General features: G+C 35.8%; 19 protein-coding genes and 6 tRNA genes. 14 read left to right on the plus strand and 11 right to left on the minus strand.

Translation table 11 applies throughout. The annotated features are described in order from the left end of the window. Positions 1-249: 249 nt before the first annotated feature. Positions 250-2,487 carry a carbamoyltransferase HypF gene (gene hypF / locus IJQ68_RS02670; protein ID WP_292796602.1) on the minus strand — a complete coding sequence of 746 codons (2,238 nt, stop codon included), beginning with the start codon at positions 2,485-2,487 and terminating at the stop codon, positions 250-252. A 68-nt stretch (positions 2,488-2,555) separates the two neighbouring features. Between hypF and larB the strand changes: the two genes are divergently transcribed. Beyond that, complete coding sequence (gene larB, locus IJQ68_RS02675; protein ID WP_292796604.1) at positions 2,556-3,323, plus strand: nickel pincer cofactor biosynthesis protein LarB; 768 nt, start codon at positions 2,556-2,558, stop codon at positions 3,321-3,323. Between the two features lies 1 nt (position 3,324). After that, positions 3,325-3,876, plus strand: a complete 552-nt coding sequence (locus tag IJQ68_RS02680; RefSeq protein WP_292796606.1) for a GNAT family N-acetyltransferase — start codon at positions 3,325-3,327, stop codon at positions 3,874-3,876. On the opposite strand, the gene IJQ68_RS02685 is transcribed toward IJQ68_RS02680, so the two are convergent. The 7 genes from IJQ68_RS02685 to IJQ68_RS02715 all read right to left on the minus strand — a co-directional run bounded on the left by IJQ68_RS02685 (position 3,851) and on the right by IJQ68_RS02715 (position 15,192). Then, positions 3,851-6,448, minus strand: coding sequence for a CDP-glycerol glycerophosphotransferase family protein (locus IJQ68_RS02685; protein ID WP_292796608.1), 2,598 nt, complete (start codon positions 6,446-6,448; stop codon positions 3,851-3,853). The two genes, IJQ68_RS02680 and IJQ68_RS02685, sit on opposite strands and share 26 nt — an antisense overlap. A gap of 27 nt (positions 6,449-6,475) precedes the next feature. Next, positions 6,476-6,766, minus strand: a complete 291-nt coding sequence (gene hisE / locus IJQ68_RS02690; RefSeq protein ID WP_292796610.1) for a phosphoribosyl-ATP diphosphatase — start codon at positions 6,764-6,766, stop codon at positions 6,476-6,478. Next, positions 6,756-7,559 (minus strand): CBS domain-containing protein, encoded by an 804-nt coding sequence (locus IJQ68_RS02695; protein WP_292796612.1) that lies wholly within the window; start codon positions 7,557-7,559, stop codon positions 6,756-6,758. Before IJQ68_RS02695 ends, hisE begins: the two co-directional genes overlap by 11 nt. Positions 7,560-7,569: 10 nt before the next feature. After that, positions 7,570-8,922 (minus strand): Asp-tRNA(Asn)/Glu-tRNA(Gln) amidotransferase subunit GatB, encoded by a 1,353-nt coding sequence (gatB, locus tag IJQ68_RS02700; protein ID WP_292796616.1) that lies wholly within the window; start codon positions 8,920-8,922, stop codon positions 7,570-7,572. 105 nt (positions 8,923-9,027) lie between these two features. Then, the gene (locus tag IJQ68_RS02705; RefSeq protein WP_292796619.1) at positions 9,028-11,154 is read right to left on the minus strand and encodes a class I SAM-dependent methyltransferase; all 2,127 of its coding nucleotides are present in this window, start codon (positions 11,152-11,154) and stop codon (positions 9,028-9,030) included. A 12-nt stretch (positions 11,155-11,166) separates the two neighbouring features. Further along, a complete protein-coding gene (locus tag IJQ68_RS02710; RefSeq protein WP_292796621.1) occupies positions 11,167-14,157 on the minus strand; it encodes an Eco57I restriction-modification methylase domain-containing protein in 2,991 nt (996 codons plus the stop codon). 45 nt (positions 14,158-14,202) lie between these two features. Next, a complete protein-coding gene (locus tag IJQ68_RS02715) occupies positions 14,203-15,192 on the minus strand; it encodes a radical SAM protein (protein ID WP_292796623.1) in 990 nt (329 codons plus the stop codon). A gap of 191 nt (positions 15,193-15,383) precedes the next feature. On the opposite strand from IJQ68_RS02715, the gene IJQ68_RS02720 reads away from it, so the two are divergent. From IJQ68_RS02720 to IJQ68_RS02755, 8 genes are all read left to right on the plus strand, one after another. Continuing rightward, a tRNA-Asn gene (locus IJQ68_RS02720) sits at positions 15,384-15,456 on the plus strand. A 7-nt stretch (positions 15,457-15,463) separates the two neighbouring features. Then, positions 15,464-15,537: transfer RNA gene (locus tag IJQ68_RS02725), tRNA-Ile, on the plus strand. Positions 15,538-15,564: 27 nt separating this feature from the next. After that, positions 15,565-15,639: transfer RNA gene (locus IJQ68_RS02730), tRNA-Glu, on the plus strand. Between the two features lie 55 nt (positions 15,640-15,694). Continuing rightward, positions 15,695-15,777, plus strand: a tRNA-Leu gene (locus tag IJQ68_RS02735). Positions 15,778-15,810: 33 nt separating this feature from the next. Then, positions 15,811-15,886 (plus strand) — tRNA-His (locus IJQ68_RS02740). A gap of 28 nt (positions 15,887-15,914) precedes the next feature. Continuing rightward, positions 15,915-16,322, plus strand: coding sequence for a Holliday junction resolvase Hjc (gene hjc, locus IJQ68_RS02745; protein ID WP_292796625.1), 408 nt, complete (start codon positions 15,915-15,917; stop codon positions 16,320-16,322). Positions 16,323-16,374: 52 nt separating this feature from the next. Continuing rightward, positions 16,375-16,523: transfer RNA gene (locus tag IJQ68_RS02750), tRNA-Trp, on the plus strand. A gap of 46 nt (positions 16,524-16,569) precedes the next feature. Next, positions 16,570-17,178 carry an MBL fold metallo-hydrolase gene (locus IJQ68_RS02755; protein WP_292796627.1) on the plus strand — a complete coding sequence of 203 codons (609 nt, stop codon included), beginning with the start codon at positions 16,570-16,572 and terminating at the stop codon, positions 17,176-17,178. A 1-nt stretch (position 17,179) separates the two neighbouring features. On the opposite strand, the gene IJQ68_RS02760 is transcribed toward IJQ68_RS02755, so the two are convergent. Both IJQ68_RS02760 and IJQ68_RS02765 read right to left on the minus strand, forming a co-directional pair. After that, positions 17,180-17,833, minus strand: a complete 654-nt coding sequence (locus IJQ68_RS02760) for a TrkA family potassium uptake protein (RefSeq protein WP_292796629.1) — start codon at positions 17,831-17,833, stop codon at positions 17,180-17,182. 56 nt (positions 17,834-17,889) lie between these two features. Further along, entirely contained in the window at positions 17,890-19,323 is a 1,434-nt protein-coding gene (locus IJQ68_RS02765) for a TrkH family potassium uptake protein (RefSeq protein ID WP_292796631.1), read from the minus strand. Positions 19,324-19,424: 101 nt separating this feature from the next. On the opposite strand from IJQ68_RS02765, the gene IJQ68_RS02770 reads away from it, so the two are divergent. Both IJQ68_RS02770 and fhcD read left to right on the plus strand, forming a co-directional pair. Beyond that, complete coding sequence (locus IJQ68_RS02770; protein WP_292796634.1) at positions 19,425-20,477, plus strand: UPF0104 family protein; 1,053 nt, start codon at positions 19,425-19,427, stop codon at positions 20,475-20,477. Positions 20,478-20,560: 83 nt separating this feature from the next. Further along, on the plus strand, positions 20,561-21,445 hold the full coding sequence (gene fhcD, locus IJQ68_RS02775; protein ID WP_292796637.1) for a formylmethanofuran--tetrahydromethanopterin N-formyltransferase: 885 nt from the start codon (positions 20,561-20,563) through the stop codon (positions 21,443-21,445). Between the two features lie 13 nt (positions 21,446-21,458). On the opposite strand, the gene IJQ68_RS02780 is transcribed toward fhcD, so the two are convergent. After that, positions 21,459-22,589 carry an NAD-binding protein gene (locus tag IJQ68_RS02780; protein WP_292796640.1) on the minus strand — a complete coding sequence of 377 codons (1,131 nt, stop codon included), beginning with the start codon at positions 22,587-22,589 and terminating at the stop codon, positions 21,459-21,461. 69 nt (positions 22,590-22,658) lie between these two features. Between IJQ68_RS02780 and IJQ68_RS02785 the strand changes: the two genes are divergently transcribed. Next, positions 22,659-24,179: an NAD(P)H-hydrate dehydratase gene (locus tag IJQ68_RS02785; protein ID WP_292796643.1), complete on the plus strand. Its 1,521-nt coding sequence runs from the start codon at positions 22,659-22,661 to the stop codon at positions 24,177-24,179. After that, on the plus strand, positions 24,166-24,882 hold the full coding sequence (sfsA, locus tag IJQ68_RS02790; protein WP_292796646.1) for a DNA/RNA nuclease SfsA: 717 nt from the start codon (positions 24,166-24,168) through the stop codon (positions 24,880-24,882). Before IJQ68_RS02785 ends, sfsA begins: the two co-directional genes overlap by 14 nt. Positions 24,883-25,119: the final 237 nt, after the last annotated feature.

The following is a 25,119-nucleotide window of genomic DNA, read 5'->3' on the forward strand; positions in this document are numbered from 1 at the left end:
CTGAAACATATGTATAAACTAAATTTAGTCTAATTATGTGACAGTTTATAGGTTTTTTTTGCCTATAAACTAATTAGACACTCTATTTTTATGTTGTTGTCTTTTTTTAGTTAATTTTATATAATATTATTTAGTATATTATTATTTGGAATATGTTTTCATGTTCTAATTTTTTGATCCTCTGAAACATATGTATAAACTAAATTTAGTCTAATTATGTGACAGTTTATAGGTTTTTTTGCCTATAAACTAATTAGACACTCTCATTTTAGCAACTATGGCCTGACCTAAACTGACAGAACCGTCTCCACAGCAGGTGTTTTTATGCTGCAGGAAATTATATCCTCTGGATTCAATGCAATTTTTAACGGTGTCTGTGATGGCTTCGTTGTAAAACACTCCACCGGTTGCTCCGATATCTTCAAGACCTTTTTTTTCAGCTGATGCGATTGCAAGCTCGCTTAACCCCTGAGCAATTGTCTTTTGTGCTGCACTTGCAATGTCTGCTTTTTTATAGCCTTTTGAATAGAGATTTACGACTTCACGAAGAATTTCGGTGGTGTTTAAAACATTGTCTTCAATAATCAAAGGCAGTTCCAGTTCGTTTGTGGAGTAATATGCGGCAGATTCGAGTTTCATGGACGCTTCACCTTCATATGTCCTTTCGTTACATATCTCAAGAGCTGCTGAAACGGAATCAAGTATTCTTCCTGTACTTGTGGTCACGCCAACGTTTATTCCGGAATCCAGCTGCTTAAAAATATTTTTGATTTCAATTTCACCATATTTGAAATGGTTAATATAATTTTTAATCATTTCCTCATCTTTAAGGATACTTAAAAGCATTCTGACAGGATATTTGGTTGCAAGGTCTCCTCCGGGCATTTTCTGTCTTTCAAGATGTCCCATCCTTTCATAGCTTTTGATGTCTGTGTAGAGTATTTCTCCGCCCCAGCTTGTGTGGTCATCACCGTATCCGGTTCCGTCGGCAGCGATAACAATCATTTCATCTACCTTATGGTCATTTGCAAGGGCCACTGCATGGGCATGGTGGTGCTGGACAGGTATCACATCCACTCCAAATTCATATGCCAATTTCGTCGTGAAAAACTGTGGATGCAAATCGCATGCAACTGCATCTATATCACATATCTTCGTAATTCTTTTCATATGCTTGATTGAACTTTTAAGGAAATCAAGTGTCTTTACTTTATTCGTGTTTCCGATATGCTGTGATGGGTATGCACTGGCTCCAGTTGCAAGACAGAATGTGACATCAAGTTCCGGACCCAGTGACAGCACATTCAATTCATTGACATCATAGTTGATTGTGTAAGGCTCTGGAGTATATCCTCTTGAACGGCGAATGAATGACAGTTCATCATTTCTGAACCTTATTACGGAATCGTCACATCTGTTTAAGATTTTACGATTGTGGACTAGGGAATAATCGCTGATGCCTCCGATGATTTCCTTATTGTCAATCATCATGGGCTCTCCGGGGATATTGGCTGAAGTCATCACATAAGTGTCGATTTCCCCTTCATCAAAGAGCAGATAATGCATCGGTGAGTATGGAAGCATCACACCGATATTGTGAAGTCCTGGTGAGAGGCTTTCAGGAAATACGTATCCATCATTTTTCTTTAAAATGACGATAGGACGTTTGTTTGATGTGATGGTTTCGATTTCTCTAGAAGATAGTTTGGCATATCCTTTAACAGCATCCAAATCACTGCTCATGACAGCAAATGCCTGGTTAGGTCTGTTGAGCCTTGACCTTAACTCCTTTATTGCCTTATCGTTATATGCATCAACAACAAGGTGGGTTCCGCCGATTCCTTTTATGGCCAGAATTTTGCCTTCTTTAAGCTTGTCCGCACCTAACTTGATTGGATTATCGCATTCAATCTGTGAATCCTTTTTATAAATTGCCATTTGAGGTCCGCAATCACTGCAGCAGATTGCCTCGCCGTGATAACGTCTGTCCAGAGGATTTCTGTACTCAACCAGACAGTCGTCACATAACGGGAATTCATCCATTGATGTCTTGTCCCTGTCGTATGGAACACTGTCAATTACGGTAAATCTTGGGCCGCAGTCAGTGCATGCATTGAACGGATATTTATAGCGCCTGTCTGACGGATTTCTGATTTCAGCCAGACAGCTGTCACAGATTGCAATGTCCGGCGGAATGACGCTCACTCCTGAATATGAATCTGAACTTTCAATGATTTTAAAATCAGAATAATTTTTCTTATCAATATCTATGACTTCAAGAGAATCAATTCTGGCTATCGGAGGCAGTTCATCAGTTAATCTTTTAATAAATAAGTCAATGTCATCTCCTTCAAGTATGATTTCCACTACATTTCCCAAATTCCTGACGTAACCTTTCAGGTTTAAACTTGTAGCCAATCTGTATACGTAAGGCCGGAATCCGACACCCTGCACAATTCCCTGAGTTAAAATCTTTTTAGCTGTCATAAATATTATAGTATTTAGGCTTAATTATTCATAAGTTTTTTTAATATCTTCAATCTTATATTAGTATTATGAGGGAAATACTTGAAAGATTAATCAATGAGGAAATAGATTTACAAACCGCAGAAAACATGATTAAGTCAAATAAGATTCTGGAAGTTGATGACATCGCCAAATTCGACTCAAAACGTCAAAACAGAACTGGCTTTCCGGAAGCCGTATTTTCCCCAAGCAAGGACTATGAAGACTTATTGCTAATCATTAAAAAGTATTTTGAAAGCGATAACCCTCAAAACCTTATTATTACAAAATTATCCAAGGAAAGATACGAAAAACTGGTAAGTGATTTGGCCTATCTTGACGATTTCATTTTTGACTATAATAAAAGAGCACAAATACTGGTAATCAAAACCAGTGAGAATAACTCAGAACCTGTTGCAAAAATAGGCATCATAACCGCCGGAACATCAGACATCAACATTGCTGAAGAAGCAAAGGTCATTGTTGAGGAAGGCGGATGCGAAGCAATCACCTCATATGATATAGGAGTGGCAGGAATCCACAGGCTCTTCCCGCAAATTGCCCATATGATAAAGGAAGGCGTTGAAGTGCTTATAGTATGTGCGGGAATGGAAGGAGCCCTTCCTTCTGTTGTTGCAGGGCTTGTTGACATCCCGGTCATCGCAGTTCCTACATCAGTCGGCTATGGTGTGGGCGAAGGGGGTCGTGTGGCACTTGACGCAATGCTTCAATCATGCGCTCCGGGAATTGCAGTCGTCAATATTGACAACGGTTTTGGGGCAGCCGTGTTTGCATTAACTATCGTGAAAAGTGGATAACATGGAATATGTAACATTCGACCCGAAAATACATGATACAAGACATGTTGCAACATTAATCTATGATGTTGATTTCAGAACATTCGACAAGCTTTTCAAATCCAGAGACGGAGCCATTGACGCCATCGAAAGGAATTTGAGAAAAGAGAAATGCCTGAAAGTCATTTTGGATGATGGTGAGCTGATAGGTATGCTGCTATTTTATACTTCAGAGATTAACCATGAATTTCGCCTAAAGCACTACAAACTGTTCATAGTCGATATTCTTGACCATTTCGTACTTTCAGATATCGAAAAAGGAGATTTTTATCTTGCCGAGATAGCTATTGATAAGGATAAAAGATCAAAGGGATATGGAAGACGTGTCATTTGTGACGTTATTGATTATGCCAGAAAAAATAACTATAAAAGGGTAACTCTGGATGCTGATTTCAGAAATACAAAGGCAAAGTCATTGTATGAAAAATTAGGATTTAAAGAATTCAACAGAAAATCCTTTTTAAAACGGGGAATGTACAATATGGAGTTTAGACTTTACGAGGAAGTCTCCTGATTGCATCATAGACTCTCATACAGTTGTTTTTATCAGAAAATAGGAAATACTCTTCAATGCGTTGGCGATATAACTCTTTCAGTTCACAGTTGTTTTTCATATATTCTATAAGCTCATTGACAAGAGTGTCTTCGCTGCGGCAGATTTCACCAAAGCCCATTGTCTCATAATCGAAATAGCTCTCGTTAATGTTGAAGTGATAGTCTCTGCTGTACTGGTAATAGACCACAGGCTTTTCAAGATAAGCGAAATCAAAAGCCACGGAAGAATAATCGGTCACTAAAAGGGACCCGTGGTTAAAGACATCATGGTATTTCTCATGATTATAATCAATTCTCACCTTTTCGTTCCTGTCGAATAAAGATATATAATCATAAACGTTAGGGTGGGGTTTAAAAACTATCTCATATCCGTATTTTTCTGCAGCTTCAATTAATTTTTCGTTATTAATCAGGGAATTGAACTTCTTGAAGTATTGGGAGTTCAAAATCACTTCATTTGATTTGAATTTCAGATATCTTCTCCATGTAGGCATGATTAAAATCTGTCTTCTGTCTTCCTTTTTCTCCAGTTTGTCAAATCTCGGAAAACCAAGCAGTTTAACAACTTCCTTTTTATAATTATATGGATATTTAAATATTGATTTATATTCATCCTTTGATGAGGTTAAAAACATTGCTAAGTGTTTGTCATATTCATTAAGCCATGATGAAACATTGTCCTTGGTAATTCCATGCTGCAAAAAGACGGTTGAGGACCTTAAAAGCCCTGCAAAATAAGGATAATTACCCCAAAACGGATAGATGATGTTGTTGTCAGGGTGTGACGTGACAATCTTTTCAGCATAAAGGGCAATGAAACGATGCTCTATTGATTTGTAAGGTATTACCTTACCGATTTTTTTCACTTCATCCCAGTTTTTGCTATTTCTTTTCAAAACAAAATATTTATCTATGTCTTGATCTTTGTCCTGGGCATATTTGAAAAGCTGTATTGCATTGTCATCGGCAATGTCCGGCAAATCCATAAACAGCCATATCCTTTTATTCCTGAAATAAGGATAAGCCAATAAATATAATGTTCTTATAGGTACTCCAGTTTTATATCCCTTTTTGTGGTTTTTAAGCATGCTGTAAATTGTCTTAATTTCCTGTTTAATCCATTCACGTGTATTTCTTTTTTTGACGATTATTTTATTGTTTTTAAGAGTTGATATGAAATTTTTTGTTTTTGCATATCCCGCAACATTTGAAAAGTTGCATGGCCTTGAAAATTCTATGAATAAATCCATTTCCCCTTCGGCTGATTTAAATTGGAGTTCATAGGTGTTGTCTATATTCAACGCAATTTCAGCTTCAAATGAATAATTGGTACTGTATTTATGACTTAAACTATATTTATCCCTTTGTGGAAAGTTGACTTCATGAACATCAATTTTCTCTCCATTGACATAGGTTTCAACAGCATTGTTGAACATTGTCGGCAGATTGGCCAATATGTGCAGTCTGTTGTTTATGATTTCATAAACGTCAATGTATATTGTATTCAGTTTTAGCTTATGAATGATATCCTTTGTAAGTTTTCCATATTCGGGGGTTTTTTTCAGGTTTTTATACTTAAAAAGGATTATGTAGGCTTTCAGCAGATTTGTAATATTTTTCTGGTTTACTATCACTTCATCGTCAATATACTGGACGATATGGTAAAGTTCTTCATGGAGCTTTTCGATTTCAGGTCTTGTCAGGATGTTATTTACTGAAGAAATGTCGAATAGCCATTGAAGGTCATACATTATGGTGTATTGTATGAATGATGGGACCTCATTGTACTTTCTGATGCTTTCAATGATTAAAAAATTAAAATAATTGTTCAGGCGGCTTGTGAAATATTCCTTTCTAAGTATTGAATTATCGATAAGTGAGGATTTCTCTTCCCTTTTTCTGTAATAATATTTGCCTCTGTTGAACAGACCGATTCTCGGATTTTCCAAAAGCAGCTGATTTATAAACACAACGTCTTCAGATGTTGTCAAATCACGGTTGAATTTTAAATCACCAATCACGTCACGTCTGAAAAAACATGATGAGGCCGACAGCTGGATATGGTCGGGATTTTCGAATAAGTCCACAACCTTTTCCTTTTCATATTTGAAGTTAAGGGGATGCGGGCCTGTTTTTTCACCAAAAAAGTATATTGGTATTGAAACCAAATCCACATTATCATTATGGATATTGAAGAAGTTTGAAACACCGCTTAAGGTATATTTTGTAATGTAATCGTCACTGTCCAGGAAATTCACATATTTTCCGCTTGCCTGCTTGAGACCTAAATTCCTGGCGGCGGCAGCTCCCATATTCTCTTCATTATTAATATAAATGATGTTTTCCGGATATCTTGCCTTATACTCCTGACAGATTTTACCGGTATTGTCTGTACTGCCGTCATTAACAAGAATAATCTGGATATTGTCTTCAAAATCGAGAGTTTGGTTGATTATGCTGTTAACACTTTTTGAAATCCATAAATCAGAATTATATGCAGCAATAATTATGGAAAATTTGAATCGTTTCATTAACAGCCAACCCTAATAAAAAATGAGCTATTTTCTTCTCCTTTCAAATTCATCAAAGAGTTCGTCTAATTCAACTCCTTTATAAACAAGCAGCAATAATGTATGGAAAATCAAATCAACGGATTCATAGACAAGATTTTCATCATTCTTACTGGCTATCAGAACTTCCCCAGCTTCTTCAGCTATCTTTTCAAGAATCTTGTCTTCAGCTTTCTTGTCGCTGTCCTGCATTATTTTTGAAGTGTATGAATCAATCGGGCTGTCCCTTCTGCTTTCAAGGACTTCCCATACCTGTCTTATTATTTCATCATTCGCCATGAGCTTCACTGTCCTGAATACTTTCGGTAATTGCAATTAAAGGATGTTTGTCGTCATCAATAATCTTAATGTCTTCAAACTGCTTGATTCCAGCCTTATCAGCGGTCTTTTCCATACCCAATCTGATGTCTCTGCCCAAATCAACCACATATGAATCAACAGTTTCACAGCCCATCTGCTTTGAAGCGACTGCCCTGTGGTGTCCGTCAACCAGAATCCATCTGTCGCCGGTTTTCACTACAATTGCAGGTTCTGCCAATCCCATTTTCAGTTCATATGTTCTTCCTTCAAGTTCATCGGCATAAACTCTGTCCTGAGTAGGTCTTAATTTTTCAGTAGGAACCTTCATTCTTTTTAATGTTGTTTTAATTCCATATAACTGTTCCATGGTATTTTTGAAGTAATCCACTTTATTCGGAGTTGACCTTTCAATGTGTGAACGGACCATATCTGTATTTGTAATGATTCCGACCAGTGCGCCGGCTTCATCAACAACAGGCATTCTTGATATTCCTCTTCTAAACATTACGCGTGATGCGTCATTTATTGAAAGGTTTTCATTGGCTACAACCAGTTTGGTACTCATTATTCCACTTACGTAGTCCTGCCAGTCCTTAGCAACAACATCAAAAGCAGTAACCATTCCAACAAGCTTTCCGTTTTCAACTACTGGATAACTGTTGTGGTGGCTTTCTTTCATTAAAGTAATTATCTGTTCTGTCGGAGTATCTGGTGAAACGCTGATAACGTTTTTTGTCATGTAATCTTTTACAAATGATTTCTTTGCTGCCATGAACTAGCCTCTATTCAATGTTTTCTCTTAAAAGTTTTACAGTTTCGCCGGGGTCAGCTTTTCCACGGGTTATTCTCATAACCTGACCTACAAGGAAGTTAAGTGATGCTTTCTGTCCATCCAAATAATCCTGAACGGCTTTAGGATTTTCATCAATCGCCTGTTTTACAGCAGCCAATACTTCATCGTCTTTAACGACACCAAGCAATCCTAATTCTTCTGCAATCTCTTTAGGTGCTTTTTCATTGTTTGGAATCTGTTCAATGATTCTCTGGCCTGCTTTTGTGGTTATCTCTTTATCCAATAACATTTTCAGGAATTCGACTAAGCTTTCTACAGTAATTCCGCTGTCAGCATAGTCAAGTTTGTTGTATGATAAAACCCTTTTAAGTTCGTCTCTCATCCATTTAGCAGCAAATACTGGGTCCACTTCTTTTACAACCTCTTCATATGCAATAGCCAGGTCAAGCTCAGAAGTCAATACTTTTGCTGTTTCCTCATCAATTCCGTAGTCTCTAACGAACCTTTCCACCTTGTGGTGAGGAGCTTCAGGCATAATATCTTTAACTTTCTGAATAAGTTCATCCGGAATTTCCATTGGAGGTAAGTCTGGGTCTGGGATGAATCTGTAATCATCTGCATCTTCTTTCAATCTCATTCTGGTGGTAATCATTTGTGATTCGATGTAAGCACGGGTTTCCTGCTGGATTTCAACTCCTCTTTTGATGAGGTTTTTCTGTCTTACGATTTCGAATTTCAAAGCCCTGTACGCACCTTTGATGGAGTTGACGTTTTTCATCTCAACTCTGTTTCCGCCATTAAGGGAAATGTTTACGTCAGCTTTCATTGAGTTTTCCCCACGTGCAGCACCGCTGTACTGAAGGACACGGATGATTTCTTTAAGGAAGTTTCTGGCCTCTTCAGGTGAGGTGATGTCCGGTTCTGTAACAATCTCCACTAAAGGAATACCTGAACGGTTGAAGTTAACGATACCTCTGTCAGGTTTGTACTGACCAGGATCTTCTTCAATGTGGATTTCTCTGATTCTGATACCGTTCAATTCACCGTTGATACCGATAGGTACGGAAGTTCTCTGATATCCTGAAGATAAATCCGGGTAATCATAATGTTTTCTCATAAAATAGGTAAAACCTTGATCAATTTCACAGTTCAGCATTAAAGCAATCATCAATGCATTTTCAATTGCATGCTGGTTGGTTGGGTGTGGTTTCGCACCCGGCTGATTTAAACATACTGGACAAATATTTTGGTTAATTGGTGCCTCATTAAAATTTGTTGGGCAATCACAGAATAATTTTGATTCAGTCTCTAACTGTACGTGGATTTCAAGTCCACACATCATACTAAAATCGTCACTAATAATAATTCCTCCGTTGGAAATTTTTTTTATAATATTATAATATATATGATATAGGACTTATAAAGATTATTGAAAATAGCTTATTTTTTATTGGAATGAATTTTTGTATTTAGATAATTTTTCCTGTGTGATGTAGGTGTCTAATTCCAACTGCCTTTCTGTTTCTTTTAAATCACTTAATGATAATAATTTCAGACATTTTTCAATATCAATCCTTTTCAACACTTTTTTTGCAAAAGGCCTTTTGGAATCCAGAAATGCAATATTTTTAAGGAATTTCTTAACTAATTCACTATTTAAAATTAACATGCTAATATATGCTGAGTCATAATCATCAAAGGATAGGAAATAACATGTATCATCAAGCATCATTGTCTTATCACTGTATACCAATGAAAACATAGGATTTTTATAAAATCCTGAAATCGCCACTTTATATTTTTTAAAGGAATAATCTCCAATACCAAAAATGCTGAAATCAGGAGCTTTTTCATAAATGGAACTTTTCCTGTTATCAAAATATTCCTTATTGTCATTTAAATATTTCCAGGTTTTTGGAGCCTCAGTTTCAATATATCCTGTATCCTGCTTTATCTTTTTTTGAGTAATTATAGTAAACATGGACGTTTCAGTGACAACAGGCTTTTTAAGTTTGCTGCTTTTTAATAACGGATATACGAGACTCTCTTCAATATCAACCTCTTCATTTTTCTTATTGATTAAATGATCATCCTCATACATCAGCTCCATAACTTTAGCACAGTCATGTTTCACGCCCTGTCTCCATTCAATCTGGCATTTGCCGTCAAGATCAGGGATATCATCAATGTTAGAATAGAATTTATCAGATTTAAAACCGAATTTGTACAATACTTCTTTAGGATTTGAAATGTCTGCAACTTCACAGGCCTTATCAGTTAATACGTCTCCGCCAAACTGAATTACAAATAAACATGTATCAGCATCAATCTTGAAAACTTTATATGAATTGAAGTTAATCTGTTTAATAAAGCTATATGGAATCTCATTTTCAATTAATTCGATGAAAACGTTTCTTGAGATGGTGGTTTTACATAAAAATGCGAAAGTTGAATTGGTGTCTTTAAATTCATTGATTATCTTTAATATGATATATTCTGATATGTCAAAGTTACTGTTTCCTGTTAATGCTTCAAAACCGGTCTTATTTTTAAAATTGGATTTGTTCGGAACATTTTTTGAATTGATTTTGGATAATTCAGTATTAGTAATCCATGGGGGATTACCTAAAATCAAGTAGGAGCTGTTGTTAATATTGTCAAATTCAAAAGTGAAAATGTCCTCATTAATTAATGTAAGATTGGGGATTGTAGAATCCACTTTATTCAATTTCTTTTTATCAATGTCAATTCCAATCAATTCACTTTCAGGAAAAGCATTTGAAGCACTTTTTAAGAAATTTCCTATTCCGCAGGTTGGCTCAATAATGACTTCAGGATTAATTTTCAAATCATTTTTCAGATATTCACAAATCTCATCTGTAAAATATATTGGAGTTTGATAATCTCCCAATTCCTTTTCATTGAATTTTTCATAAGTATAAACTCCATTAACATCCTCATCCAAATTAATAATATTATTGTACTTCAACCTCCACTGAAATGCATTGGATATTGTCAAATAACCCTGTTCCGGAGGATTTTCAATTATTTTTTCTGCAAGATTTTCCAATGCATAATCATCTCCAGGAATATTACTGTCTTTTAAAATATCTATAATATCCTCTTTATCAGCATTAAGTTTGACTAATTTACGAATTATTTTAGTTAAATTGTAATCCCCCGTTCTTTCAGCATCAATGAATATGCAATGTTTAAAATCAAGATAACATTTATCATTAATGTCTGTCTTTTCATAGACAAAAATTAAAAGATTATGGCTCAGACCATAGATTTTCTGTTCAATATTTTTAAATGGAGATGAACTTTGTGGTTTTTTAACGGAAGTTACTTTAATGTCTGTGTTAATGTGAGTGTCAGGTAAATCAATTCCTCTGGCACTGGATCCGACAGTAATTTCGTATTTGTTTTTTAAGTACTCTTCAAATTCATGTTCAATGTAAGTACCGACAGCTTTACCATCAGTTACTCCAACTAAATCGTCATGAGTGATGTTACTTTTCTTTTTACAAAAGTCAATGGCTTCTTCTTTAAGTTTGCTGATAGTTAATTTCATGGTAATTTCTCCTTATTTCAGGCTTTCCTCAATGATAGCTATTTCTTCATCGGTTAATCCATATAATTCATATACTAATCGATTTATTTTTTCATCAGTTTTAGCAATTTGTAATTTTAATAATTTTTCCTCTTTTGGAGTTTTACAATCTAAAAATTCTTTATGTAAATTAGTTAATTTATTTGATAATTCTATGAATGGTTTTTGAAGAGTTGGTTCAACATTAATGAAGGGCATCCTTTTTACAATTGCAGGTTTTACTTGAGGCAATATTCTACCATTTTCTAATGAATAAAGTCTATAAATAAAAGTATATAATTTTGAATTAAAAAGTGCTGTTACAAAATATGGATTAAATTTTTCATTTGTTCCAAAAAGATACACTCCATCTGTTGCGTATAATTTATTTTCATCAACTGCTACAATTAATTTATCTGAAGTGATAACACCCACAATTTTTTTATCTTTTAAAAATATTTTTTCTTTTCTAGGTCTATGGAGTGAATATAATGGATGTTTCTTTGTTTTAACTTCTTTACAAGTAATATCATCTTTGAATTGTCTTATGTAAGAACATATATTTGGGATTTCGGAAAATTTATCTTTTTTTGTAGTATAAATGAGATAAGTATCATCATAATCTATATAATGTCTTTTAATTTGAGAACCACCAAACACTGCTTTTTTAACATGAGTATCTTCCAAATTATTTTTTAATTTGATTTCTTTGTTAATCATGAAAGCTTGTTTATAGTCTGGTGATGCCCCTCTTTGCATTTTATCTTCATCTATTATATCTTCAATAGTTAAATTAGAGATGTTTTCTATTTTCTCTAAAATAGAATAATCATTAATATTATCCGTTATAAATAAGTTTGAAGGAATATTATCTAATAATTTTTGATTATATATGTTGAAATTTGATGTATTTAAAATTGCAGGAGCTTTTTTAGAGATATTTGTGAAATTACCGGAAACGATTTTTGAATTATATTCTTTTTTATTTTTAAATATTATGATTGCAGATGGTTGATTAACTCCTTTAAAAACATTCATGCCCATATTAAGTAATTTAGAAATATAAAAATTTTTTATTAAAAATTGTCTTAATAATAAGTAACTTGATTGATATAAAATAACATCAGGCACAATCATTCCAAACAATCCATTTTTATTAAGTTTTTTTGAGAATACATAAGTAAAATACAAAAATGAATTTATCATTCTAACTATGATTTCACTATTTTTTTCTTTTAAATATTCAAGTTCAATATCTGAAAATGAAGCTCCCCAAGGAGGATTACCAATAACTGCATCAAATCCTCCATTTTCAAATACTTCTGCGAATTCTTCTTCCCAATCAAAAGGATTAATTTCATGAAGTTCTTCAAGTGATAAATCATTAGAATCCAATATATCTGTGCCTATTAAACTATTTCCACATCTTATATTATCTCCAAGATAAGGTAAGGCTCTTTCCTGTATTAATTTTTGCTGTGATTCTAAGACATCTTTATTTTCATCTTCAAGTACTTTTAAAAGCAAACTCAATTTTGTGACTTCTACGGCCTGTGAATCAATATCTACACCATAAATATTATTTAAAAGTATTCTTTTCTTTTCTTGGATAGTTAATCGTGGAATTCCATCGAATCCGACATAAATAATATTTTTAGGTGGTTGTTTTAAGTTGGAATAATAGTCTAAATGCCAATCCAAAAGTTTTTGATAAGCTCCTAATAGAAAACTACCTGATCCACATGCTGGATCAATAAATCGTAGCTCGGATACTTTGTTTGGAGTTTTTCCTTTTAAAAGTTCACCTATTGTATTTTCAACAATATAATCAACAATATATTGTGGTGTGTAAAATACTCCTCCTGCTTTTTTAACTTCGGGTTTATCTTCGACTTTTGCTTGATGGCTATCAGTTAGACGAATAACTTTTCCAAGGAATTGTTCATAGATATTTCCAAGGATTTCTGTTGAAATCAAACTGAATTCATAAGGACAATCAGGATAATACAATCCATCAATGATTTTTTTCAATTTGCCATCGTCAATATGCAATCCTGGAGTTAATGTGTCTGCACTTAAACTAATGTCTTTTTCTTCGCTGAAATGGAATAAACCACTATTGTATTTAGCATCAGCTTTTTTACATAATTCTATGAATGCTTCATAGACAGGATAGTTATCTTTTTCATTTTTAGCTAGTTCAGTTAATTTCTTTAGTTGTCCGTATCTTTCTATTCCTCTGTCTTCTGCAATCCTTAAAAATATTATTCTGTCAATAATTAACTGCACAGCAAAATTCAGTTCATCAACCGTTAATTCTTTATTTCTTATTGCGATGTTGCGTGCTAATTCTAATCTCCACTCTTCTATTGTTTTTAAAAATTCAGAGTCTACGGATGAAGTTCCTTTTTTATCCCCGTGTTTGTTTTCTACGAATTTATCAAATTTTCCAGTTAACACTGCTTCTTTACTGAAGATATTATATATTTCATCCCATTTTTCAACATATTCACTGTAATGATAATATTTTATTCTGTCAACACTTGTGCTATGTGTTTTTTTAGGAGCACTTTTTGGTTCGTAGATTGCCAGCTCTTCAAAATCTGTTAATAATCCAACAGGTAATTTTCCACTCCATGTGTATCTTTTAAGTTGAAATGCGTATTTTCTATCGTTTTCAATATCGACACTCGGTTTTTTAGCTTCAACAAAGAATTTTCTTACTCCACCTATTCTAAAACAGTAATCTGGTGCTTTTGGCTTCCCATTAATAATAACTGTGTCTTCAAATTCAACATCTTTATATTGTGGAGCAATACTCATGTCATTGTAAACATCCCATCCTAATGCAATAAAAAATTTGTTGATAAAGTTTACTTTTGTGTTTTCTTCATCGAATGTTGCTGTTTTATAAATATGTTCGTTTTCCTTAAATTCCTGAACTAATTTTTCTATTTCCTCTTTGCTAGATTTAAAGTTAAACATAAAAAACACCAGTTTAATAAATTATGGGGATGATTGATTCTTAAATTAATATTTGTTCTTTAATGATTCTTTAATATATCGTTTAATGAACTTATCCAAATCTGGGGAAACATCACTTTTCATTTCACCTAATTTCTCTTTATCAGTGAATGTTCCTTTAAGCTGCCTTCCAGCCCATTTAACTTCCTCTTCAACTCTTTTCCCGTATTTGGTTCCAAACATCTTGAAAAGTGGGAATTTGGTAATTCCGTTTGCTCCGCTTAAAATCAGGATTCCAATGTTTGCAAGGTTATCAATCCATGTTCCGCAGATGATTTCAATTTCGGGAAATTCAAGACGGATTCTTGCAACTACCTGGGCATAATAAAGTGATGCGGGCTGTGACTGGTCAGCGTAAATCGTTTCCTTGTGTGGATTAAGAGAGTAGAATATTACTCTGTCAATTTTGTGTTCTCGAATATACTCAATAACGTAGTCAACATCATCAAGTGTCTCGCCAAGGCCTAATATTATCGTAATGGCTTTTTTAAAGCCCAAATCTCCTGCAACATCCAACATGTTGCTTATATCATCAAGGCTTTTGCTTGGACATACTCTGTTGTGAATCGTAGGATTTGCAACTTCAACGGCACCGGTGATTCCTTTTATTTCAGATCCGTATTCTGCCAGTTCATCGGTAATTCCGGTATTCAGCCAGATTCCATCGCCAGTAATGTCTTTGATTGTTGTGGCAATTTCCTTTATTTCCTGTGTGGTGAATGACTTATATCCACCGGAGAGAAATTCTATATTCCAGTCAAGGCGGGCACACATTTCAGCTTCAGCATAGATGTTGTTAACGTTACGTCTTGCTTTTGTCGGATCTTTAATTTTGTTCTTTTGTGTTGACATGTAGCAGAATGCGCAGTCTCCCTTATCACACCACCAGGATAAAAAGACCGCCCGTTCCAATGTAACTAAATCTCCGTGATTTTTTAAGGTTATTTCATTGGCATCTTTTATTAAATCGAATATGTTGGAATCCATGGTTTTCAACTTTTTAATTAAATTTATATATTAGTATATCATAACTAATTAATAGTGTTTTTCCTACATTTTTGTGAAATTTGGGTAAAAAACATAATGTTTATATAGTAGTAAAAATATACTATAAGATACACTGTTTAAAGTCTTTTGATTTTTAAACATGGGTTTTATTTGGTTAAGATGGTGGGTTATAATAACATGCCATCGTAGCTCAGTAGGTAGAGCGTTCGGCTGTTAACCGATTGGTCACAGGTTCGAGCCCTGTCGATGGCGCTTTTTAGGGCCCATAGCTTAGCCAGGTAGAGCGTCCGGCTCATAACCGGAAGGCCATGGGTTCGAACCCCATTGGGCCCATGTTACTAAACTTTTATTCATTTGTGTGCTCCGGTGGTGTAGTCCGGCCAATCATTTCGGCCTTTCGAGCCGAAGACTCGGGTTCGAATCCCGGCCGGAGCATTTAAAAAATTTGTTGAGATTTTTAATGGTTTCTAAATTTCACTTTCGTTTCTAAGCGGGAGTGCCCGAGAGGCCAAAGGGGACAGGCTTAGGACCTGTTGACGCAGGTCTACCAGGGTTCGAATCCCTGCTCCCGCATCTGACAATTTTTTATTTTTATTCATATTTAATGCCGGGGTAGGGTAGGCGGTCATCCTCCGGGACTGTGGATCCCGGGACTCGGGTTCGAATCTCGGCCCCGGCCCCATTTATAAACTATTTTTTTGGTGTTGTTTTTGGCAAAGAAAGGGTCTGCTGAAGAAAGAGATTTGGTGCATAAACTTTGGGAGAGAAATTTTGCGGCTATGAGAGCTCCCGCTTCTGGAGGAGCTACAAAAAGACCGTTACCTGATGTTGTTGCCGGAAACGGTAAATTGTATTTAGCTATTGAAGTTAAAACCACAACAAAGGATAAAATCTACATTGATGAAGACCAAATTGATGCATTACTTGAATTTTCCAATATTTTCGGTGCTAAATCATATATTGGTGTCAAGTTCAAATATACTAAATGGCTATTTTTAGAACCTGAAAATGCTGAGAGAACCCGTAACGGTAATTATAAGGTTGAAAAGGATTATGCTTTGGAAAAAGGCCTGGAAATTGATGAGATTGCAGGCATTGATAAACAGATGAAATTCTAGCATAAACTTTATATACTAATTAAAATAATATTAATTATTGTATGTTATGTGTGGGGTTATAGTGTAACCAGGCATCATCTGGGACTCCAGTTGTCTTTGAAGAAATTATACGCGTAACTGAACAGTACTTGTTGTGATGATCAATTGGAGTACTGAGGCAAGAGAAATCCCAGGATCGGGGTTCAAATCCCTGTGACCCCATTTTAATACTAAACTTTTTTTACTACTTTTAATAATAATTAATTTTATGAGTTCCAATAATATTGTTTTTATTCAGGGTTATCATATTGATTCCAATTATTATCTGATTGATGATATGCTTGTTGATACGGGTTCAGGCTATTATGATGATTATTTAACATCCCAGCTTGAAAAGCATGGCGTTAGGCCTGAAGACATTTCATTAATCGTCAACACTCACTGCCATTTTGACCATATTGGGGGAAATCACCTTTTTGAAAATGCAGAAATTGCCGTTCATCACCTTGATGCGGTTTCCATTAAAAACAAGGATGATTTGGGCACTTCAATGAATGTCTTTGACAATCCCGGCAACGTAAGGGTTGACATTGAACTGGAGGGCGGCGATGAAATAAGAGGCTTTGAAGTCATTCATACTCCAGGCCATACTGCTGGAGGAATATGCTTATGGGATGGTGTTAATTTAATTTCCGGAGACACAGTATTTTCCCATGGGGGTGTTGGAAGATTCGATATCGGCGGAAATTACGATGATTTAAGACAGTCCGTTAAAAAATTAACACAGTTGGATGTAATTAACCTGTTGCCTGGCCACGGACCTATTGTTCAGGGCAGCGGCAAGGAACATATAAAACTGTCATACAGTCAGTTTTAGACTATTTTTCTAATTTTTTAGACACTTTGGAAAATGATCCTCTCTTGACAAGAACCGATACCTTTTCACCGCGCGCAAGGGTATTGTCAGGCTGAGGAATCACCAGTTTTCCATCCGGCTGATATGTAGCTATTATGATGAAGTCTTTCGTCGGTGAAATCTCTTTAATTCGTTTTCCAACTATTTTATCGTTTGTGATTGTCATATCTAGGATTTCAGCATCTCCTTCGCCGAGAGATATCAAATCAGCAACGTTTGGTCTTGTAACCAGTTTTTCCAAAAATCCTGCAGCGGTGATTTCAGGGCTGATTACGTTATCGATTCCGACTTCCTTGAATGCTTCCTCGTGGTCAGGGTTACTTACACGGGCAATGATGTTGGGAACATTGTATTTTCTAACCAGAATACATGACAATAAGTTTGCCTCGTCATTTCCTGTTGTTGCAATGAAAAAGTCAGCATCTTCAATGTTGGTTTCTTCAAGCAATTTTGAATTTGTTCCGTTTCCGCAGATTACCAAAGCGTCAAGTTCTGCAGCCGCTTCGTTACATAAAGATTCATTGTCGTCGATTAATGTGAGGTCATATCCGTCATCTATCAGCAAGTTTGCAAGGGACAGTCCCACACGTCCAAGACCCATAATAATAACATACATTCAATCACATCCTTAATGTTCAAATACAATTATTGTATAATTTAAATATTATAAACTTATCTTTTAAATATTTCAAAAACAGCTCTCAGGGTGATTAGGACAGGATATATTTCCAGTCTTCCGGTCCACATATTGAATATGCTTATGACTTTCAGTGGAGTTTCAAGGGAAAATACGATTTCTCCAAGCTCCAGACCAACATTACCCTGAATTGACATTGTATCGAAGAGGCTTCTGAAAGGGTCATGGCCATACAGGCAGAACAGTGCCCAGGTAAAGAGTATGCATAATAAATAAAGAGTTATATAATTTCCGCTTTGTGCAACTGCTTTTTCAGTGAGTTTCTGTCCTGATATCTGCATTGGTATGACTCTGCCTTCCGGAGAGAGGATTTCTCTGATGTGTTTGTAGACTCCTTTGAAAAAGGTAATTACACGCATCAGTTTCAGTGCACCTACGGTTGAACCGCTTGATCCTCCAACGGTCATCAGCGCCATAAGAACAATAAGAACGAATGACGGCCATGTTGACATGACTTCAAATCCCTGGACTGTCGCTCCGGTTGTTGTAACGGCTGATACTACAGTAAAGAGAAGTTCAATAGGTATGATGTTTGATGCGAAATAAAGGATAATCGTTGAAATAGCTATCAGGCTAATCATGACCTTGAACTGCAGATCCTGAATCAGGGATTTTCCACGGGTTTTGATAACCTTATAATGTACCAGAAAGCTTGTAGCACCTAAAATCATCAGTATGATTGTAATGAAGTATATTATGTCGCTGTGGTAATATCCGATGTTTGCGTTCTTGATACTCATACCTCCGGTTGAGATGATGCTGAATGTTGTACATACTGAATCAAAAAGAGGCATTCCTGCAAGCAGATATAAAATTATTCCGGCAGCGGTATAAATCAGATAAATTTTGATGGTCTGTTTAAGTGTGGCTCTGACAGATGGTTTGATACGTTCTTCACGGGCTTCTGATTCATAAAGCTTTGATGATGTGGTTCCGGGACGTGTCAGTATTGCTATAATCATAACAACAACCCCTAATCCTCCAACCCATTGCTGAAGGGATCTAAAAAAGAGTATGCTTTGAGGAAGTATTTCCACGTTTCTGTACATGGTGATTCCGCTTCCCGTCAATGCGGACATGCTTTCAAAAACACCGTCCACAAAACCTAGATTTGTAACCAAAAGCATTACAAGTCCGCAGATGATACTTGCCCACAGCCATGCAATTGATGAGATAATCATTCCATGTTTAAGGCGAAGTTTGCTTTTGGTATATTTGTCAAGTCCTTTGACGCAAATCAAACCGATTCCGATTGATATTAAGGCAGGTATGAGATATCCTAAAAAGTTGAATTCAAAGTATATCAAATCGACAATGATTGGAACCAGACACAATACTCCGATGCCTATCATAATCATACCGGAATTTCTGGCAACTATCATCAAGTCGTTTTTGTTTATATATCTCATAAATTAACCTAAAAATTATTATTACTAATTAAAATTTGAATAAATATATATATAAATTTTTAAGTTAAATATAATATGTAATCTGTTTCTATGGTGGGACTATGGATAAAAAATCAATAATATTTCTTGCAGTAAGTCTTTTAATATTGGCCGTGATGCTGTGGTTTGTAGGAATAGATGAAGTTATCAATGCCTTAAAGTTTGCTGATTTGGCATTGATTGGCGTAGCCATAGTTGTTCAGGTATTCACCTTTTATCTCTACACATTAAGGTGGAAAATTCTCAACGACATTGCAGATATTAATGTAAGTACTTTTAAGCTATTGCCTATGGTATTGGTAGGTCTTGCAGTCAATAACATCACGCCTTCAGGAAGAGGTGGGGGAGAGCCTGTAAGGGCATATATACTGTCCCGTGAAGAGGGATATCCTATGGAAGAGACTTTTGCAGCTGTTGTTGCCGATAGGGCCTTGGACACTTTTCCATTTGTTCTTCTGGCCGTTCTGACAATTATCGGGATGACATTTTACTTTGATTTCTCATTGTCCCTTATTGTTGTCATGGTTCTGGCTGTAATAGCTATTATTGCAATTTTGATTGTACTGATTTACATGTCCATCAATCCGAAATTTGGTGAGAGGGTTTCAAATTGGGTAATCGGCCTTGTCAGAAGATTCTATAAGAAAAATTCCCAAGAGCTTGAAGAAAAAATCCGTGAGGTCATCAAAGGATTCCAGGATACGATGAATCTCGTTATCCACCATAAAAAGGTATTGTACTATGCACTCCCGTTGTCATTCCTGATATGGATATTTGAAATTTTAAGGGTGTATCTCGTTTTTCTCGCATTCGGTGCCAATGTCAGTCCTGTAGTTATTGGGGAAGTCTTTATTTTAGCTTCACTTGTAGGTATGATTCCGCTATTGCCTGGAGGTCTCGGTGCAGTTGACGGAATAATGATAATTTTTTATTCAGCAGCAGGAATATCATCATCCATTGCAGCGGCCGCTACAGTTATTGAAAGGCTGATTTCATTTTGGATGGCCACAATTATAGGAATGCTGATTTTGCCATATTACGGTTCATCAGTTTTGGATAAAATATCATTCAGTTCATCTTCAAAGGAGCTTCCCGAAGAAAGTGAAGATGAATAAATAGAAAACTTTATTTTATTTTATATTTAGATATTTTAGTATAGCAAAAAATTAATTTTTTGCAGTATATAATTGGTGAAATTATGGAAATTAATGGCGTAAATATACAAGATACCTTTGCTGAAGGTTTCGGAATTAAAGTATCTAGATTAATTATTACTGCTGCTACTAAACATTTAGCTAAAATTGCAGCTACTGAAGCTACTGGATTTGCTACTTCAGTTATCGGATGTCCTGCAGAAGCAGGTATCGACCAATACATTCCTCCAACCGAAACTCCGGATGGAAGGCCTGGTTATGCAATCATGATCTGCCACATGTCCAAAAAAGCTTTAGGCGGACAAATCATGGACAGAATCGGTCAATGTGTTTTAACTGCTCCTACCGCAGCAGCATTCAATGCTCTTGAAAGTGAAGAATCCTTCCCAACCGGAAAACAACTCAAATTCTTCGGTGACGGATATGAAACTGAAAAAGATGTAAACGGTAAAAAAATGCACGTTATTCCTATCATGTCCGGTGACTTCTTAGTAGAAGATGAAATGGGATGGAAAGACGGAGTAGCTGGTGGAAACTTCTTCATTATGGCTGACAGTCAAATGGCTTCCATTGTTGCTGCTGAAGCTGCTGTTGATGCTATTCACGCTGTTGCTGGTGTAATCACTCCTTTCTCAGGCGGTATGGTTGCTTCAGGTTCCAAAACAGGTTCCAAATACTCATTCATGAGTGCATCTACCAACGAAAAAGAATGTGTAACCTTAAAAGACCAAGTTGACACTGAATTACCTGAAAACGTCTTCGGAAACATGGAAATTGTTATTGACGGTGTAGATGAAGAATCAGTTAAAGCTGCTATGAAAGCAGGTATTGAAGCTGCTTGTCAAGTTCCTGGTGTTATTGAAATCGGTGCTGGTAACTATGGCGGAAGCTTAGGTCCTTACCAAATTCATTTACAAGAGTTATTCTAGAGAGATTAACTCTCTACTCTTTTCTTTTTTTAGTTATTTTCATTATCTCTTTATTTGATAAGTTTTTACCTACAATTGTAATCTCTTTTTCCAGGTCGTTGATTAATTTTTCAAAAGTGCTTCTGTCAGGCCCTGAAATCAGATGGGAATGGATATTGTTCACGCTTGTGTATAAGTTATCCAATGATTCTTTGGCGTCTTTATTGGTATCCAGATACTTTTTGAATTTTTTGCCGTCCTTTAAATCCATTGTTTTAATTTCACGGCTCAAAGGAGTTTCAATTCCTGGAATATGGTAGTCTATGTTTTCCAGTGTGCATCCGTGTTTTGAAATGATTTCAAACTCATCATAAATCTTATCGGTTGTGTGCTGCACGGTCAGCCTTAAAAGATGAGGTTTTGCTGATTCCAGGTAAAGATCCTTTCCGCCAATGATTTCCGGAGACACGATTTTATCCGCACCTGCCTTTCTGAGGCGTGAAATGTTTTCCAGTTTGCTTGCCCTTGAAACAATCCATGCGTCAGGATTTGTTTCCCTTATGGTCAGCACGATAAATAGGTTTGTGACATCACTTCCTGTACTGATTATTACGCTTCTGCACTTTTCACCGGCCACTTTAGCTATCAAATCATCTTCTGTTGCATCTTTGTTTATTACAACCACATTGGTGCTTTCTTCTATATCCTCAGTTACTTCGCTGTCCTTTTCAAATATGATTACGTTCTGATTTCTCTGATTCAGCTCTTCAAAGACTACTTTTCCAACCCTTCCATAACCGCAAAGAACATAATAATTTTCCATCTGCTCAATAGCTTTCATTTTCCTGGCTCCTTTTGAATATTCGCTCATTCTTTCCTGAAAACTCGTTAAAATAATATTGAATACATAAGCGAGCAATGCAACACCGCCTAAGGCCAATGTTGTTGCAAAAATCTTTTGAATTCCTGTTGTTGGAGTCAAATCCCCATAACCGACTGTCGCCATCGTAACAACGGAATAATATATTGAATCAATTAAATTAAGTCTCATTATGAAATGGGAACCTATTATTCCATATGCAAATAAAAGGCCAATCAGAAATATTCCTGTTGTCACATACTTTGTCGGCAATCGTGTTAAAATTCTAAATGTTAATTTTCTCATAAAACAGTTCCTTATTTAAGATATGTTTATTTATATTGGAATTCTATAAATTAATTTTGTGGTGATTAAATGGACCCGATAGATATGATGGTAACTGATGCAAATTGTGAATACTTAGGTTTGTCAAGATTATGTCTGATGGAAGCTGCAGGTAAATCTTTAGGTGAAGAAGTTGCAAAAATAGCAGTTTTCACTTTCGCAAAGCCTGTAAAAGTTGTAATGTTTACAGGTTCCGGAGGAAACGGTGGAGATGCCTTTGTGGCGGCACGCTATCTCTTGAACAGGGGCTATGATGTTGACATCTACATGCTGAAGGACAATATCCACTCATCTGAAGCAAAAACAAATCTTGATATTTTATTCAATATGAAACCGAGACTTTCCAGACTGACTATTCATGATTTAACAGATATCGGGGACTTTAAGCTTGATGAGGATGAGGATTTCATAATCGTCGATGGAATTCTGGGAACCGGAATTAAAGGAAATCTTCAGGAAAACATCAAACGGGCCATTGAAGTAATCAATGAGTCAAATGGGATTAAAATAAGCATTGATGTGCCGTCTGGGATGGATCCGATAACGGGAAATGTCGACGACATTGCAGTTATTCCCGACTACACCATAAGCTTTCATAAAATCAAAACAGGCGTGAGGGATGCTGAAGAGGAAGTTGTTGGAGGCCTTGTAACGGCTGACATTGGAATACCTCTTGAAGCAGAATATTTCGTAAACTACGGAGACTTTTTAAGGCTTAAAAATAGGGATGAAAAATCACATAAGGGAAACAATGGCTCAGTACTGATTGTCGGAGGAAGCAAGGATTATCATGGTGCCCCAGCTATTTCAGGAAAAGCCGCTTTCGGAGCAGGTGTTGATTTGGTTTATGTTGCAACACCTGAAAGCGCTGCAATTCCTGTCAAATCAGCATCCGAGGATTTGATTGTAAAATCTCTTGATGGGGATTATCTTTCATTAAATCATCTGGATGAAATTCTTGAACTGGCAGATAAGGTCGATGCAGTACTGATTGGGCCGGGATCTGCAATAAACGATGAAACATCAAAACTTTTCAATGTTTTAGTTGCAAAAATCAAAAAGCCAATTGTCTTGGATGCGGACGCGCTAAAACAGGTTGAATTGAAACTCATTAAAAATAAGGATAATATTGTTTTAACTCCTCATTTGGCGGAATTTAATCAATTTTTCAAGTCAAATTTGCATCTTGATTTGGACAGTTATGACTTTAAAAAAGTCGATGAAAATATTACAGAGTTCCAGAGTGTCGTTAAATCCATAAAAGGAACTGTAATTGTCAAAGGCAAAAACGATCTGATTTTATCAGGTTCAAAATTCAGAATCAGCTCTTCAGGAAATGCCGGAATGACTGTAGGCGGAACAGGCGATGCACTTGCAGGAATTGTTGCCGGTATGCTCTCACAGGGACTAAATCCGTTCGACAGCGCATGCCTTGGAGTGTTTATCAACGGCCTGGCAGGAGAGAAGGCCTATGAAGTTAACGGAAACGGATTTTCAGCAAGTGATTTGGTTTCATATATCGGAAACGTGATTAAGGATGGATTATGTTAAAGGAATTTTCAAAAAACGGCCGAACAGGTTCATAGCAGAAGTGGAAGTCGACGGTGAAATCCACATAGCCCATGTGCCGAATACAGGTCGATGCAAGGAGTTATTGGTTGAGGATGCGGTGGTTTGGCTTAAACCCTCTGATAATCCGAAAAGAAAGACCAAATACAGTCTGCATTTTGTCGAAAACCGAGGTCATCTTGTATCAATTTACTCCCAGCAAGCTAATGAAATTGTCTATGATGCAATCGTAAGCGGCAAAATAAAAGAGCTTTCCGGTTATGATTATCATCAAAGGGAAAAGACAATAGACAATTCAAGGATAGATATATACTTGGCCAATGAAGTTGACGATTGCTGTGGAATGTCATTTCTCGAAGATCCATGTTTTGTTGAAGTTAAGGGAGTAACTCTTGTAGTTGGACGTGAAGCAAGATTTCCCGATGCACCGACAGAACGGGGAACAAAACACCTGAAAGAACTGATAAAACTTAAAAAGGATGGCTTCAGAACAGTAGTGTTTTTCCTAATCCAACATCCGTTAGGTGAATCTTTCAGACCGAACTGGGAAAATGATCCAGTATTTTCACAGACACTAAATGAAGCATATGAAAACGGTGTGGAAATTTTAGTTTATAAGTGTGATAATCGTTTGGATGGAATTGATTTGATTCCAGAAGCTATTGATTTTGATTTAAGTCAATAATTTTTCTTTTTTTATTTATGATTAACTTTATATATCCTGGAGTTATAGTAATAAGTATGGGGGAAAATTAACCTCCTTAAGTGGATAAAATATTAAAATACTCATTTGGTGCTATTGTAGGTTTTTAATCTACAATAGATGAGTATTTTTTTCTAATCTATTTTTGACAATGTTTGTCCAAGTATTGTTTATAACAGTTTGATAAATTTACATATTGTGTTTCTCTATTATTAATTA

The organism is Methanobrevibacter sp., assembly GCF_017447225.1.
GTDB lineage: Archaea > Methanobacteriota > Methanobacteria > Methanobacteriales > Methanobacteriaceae > Methanocatella.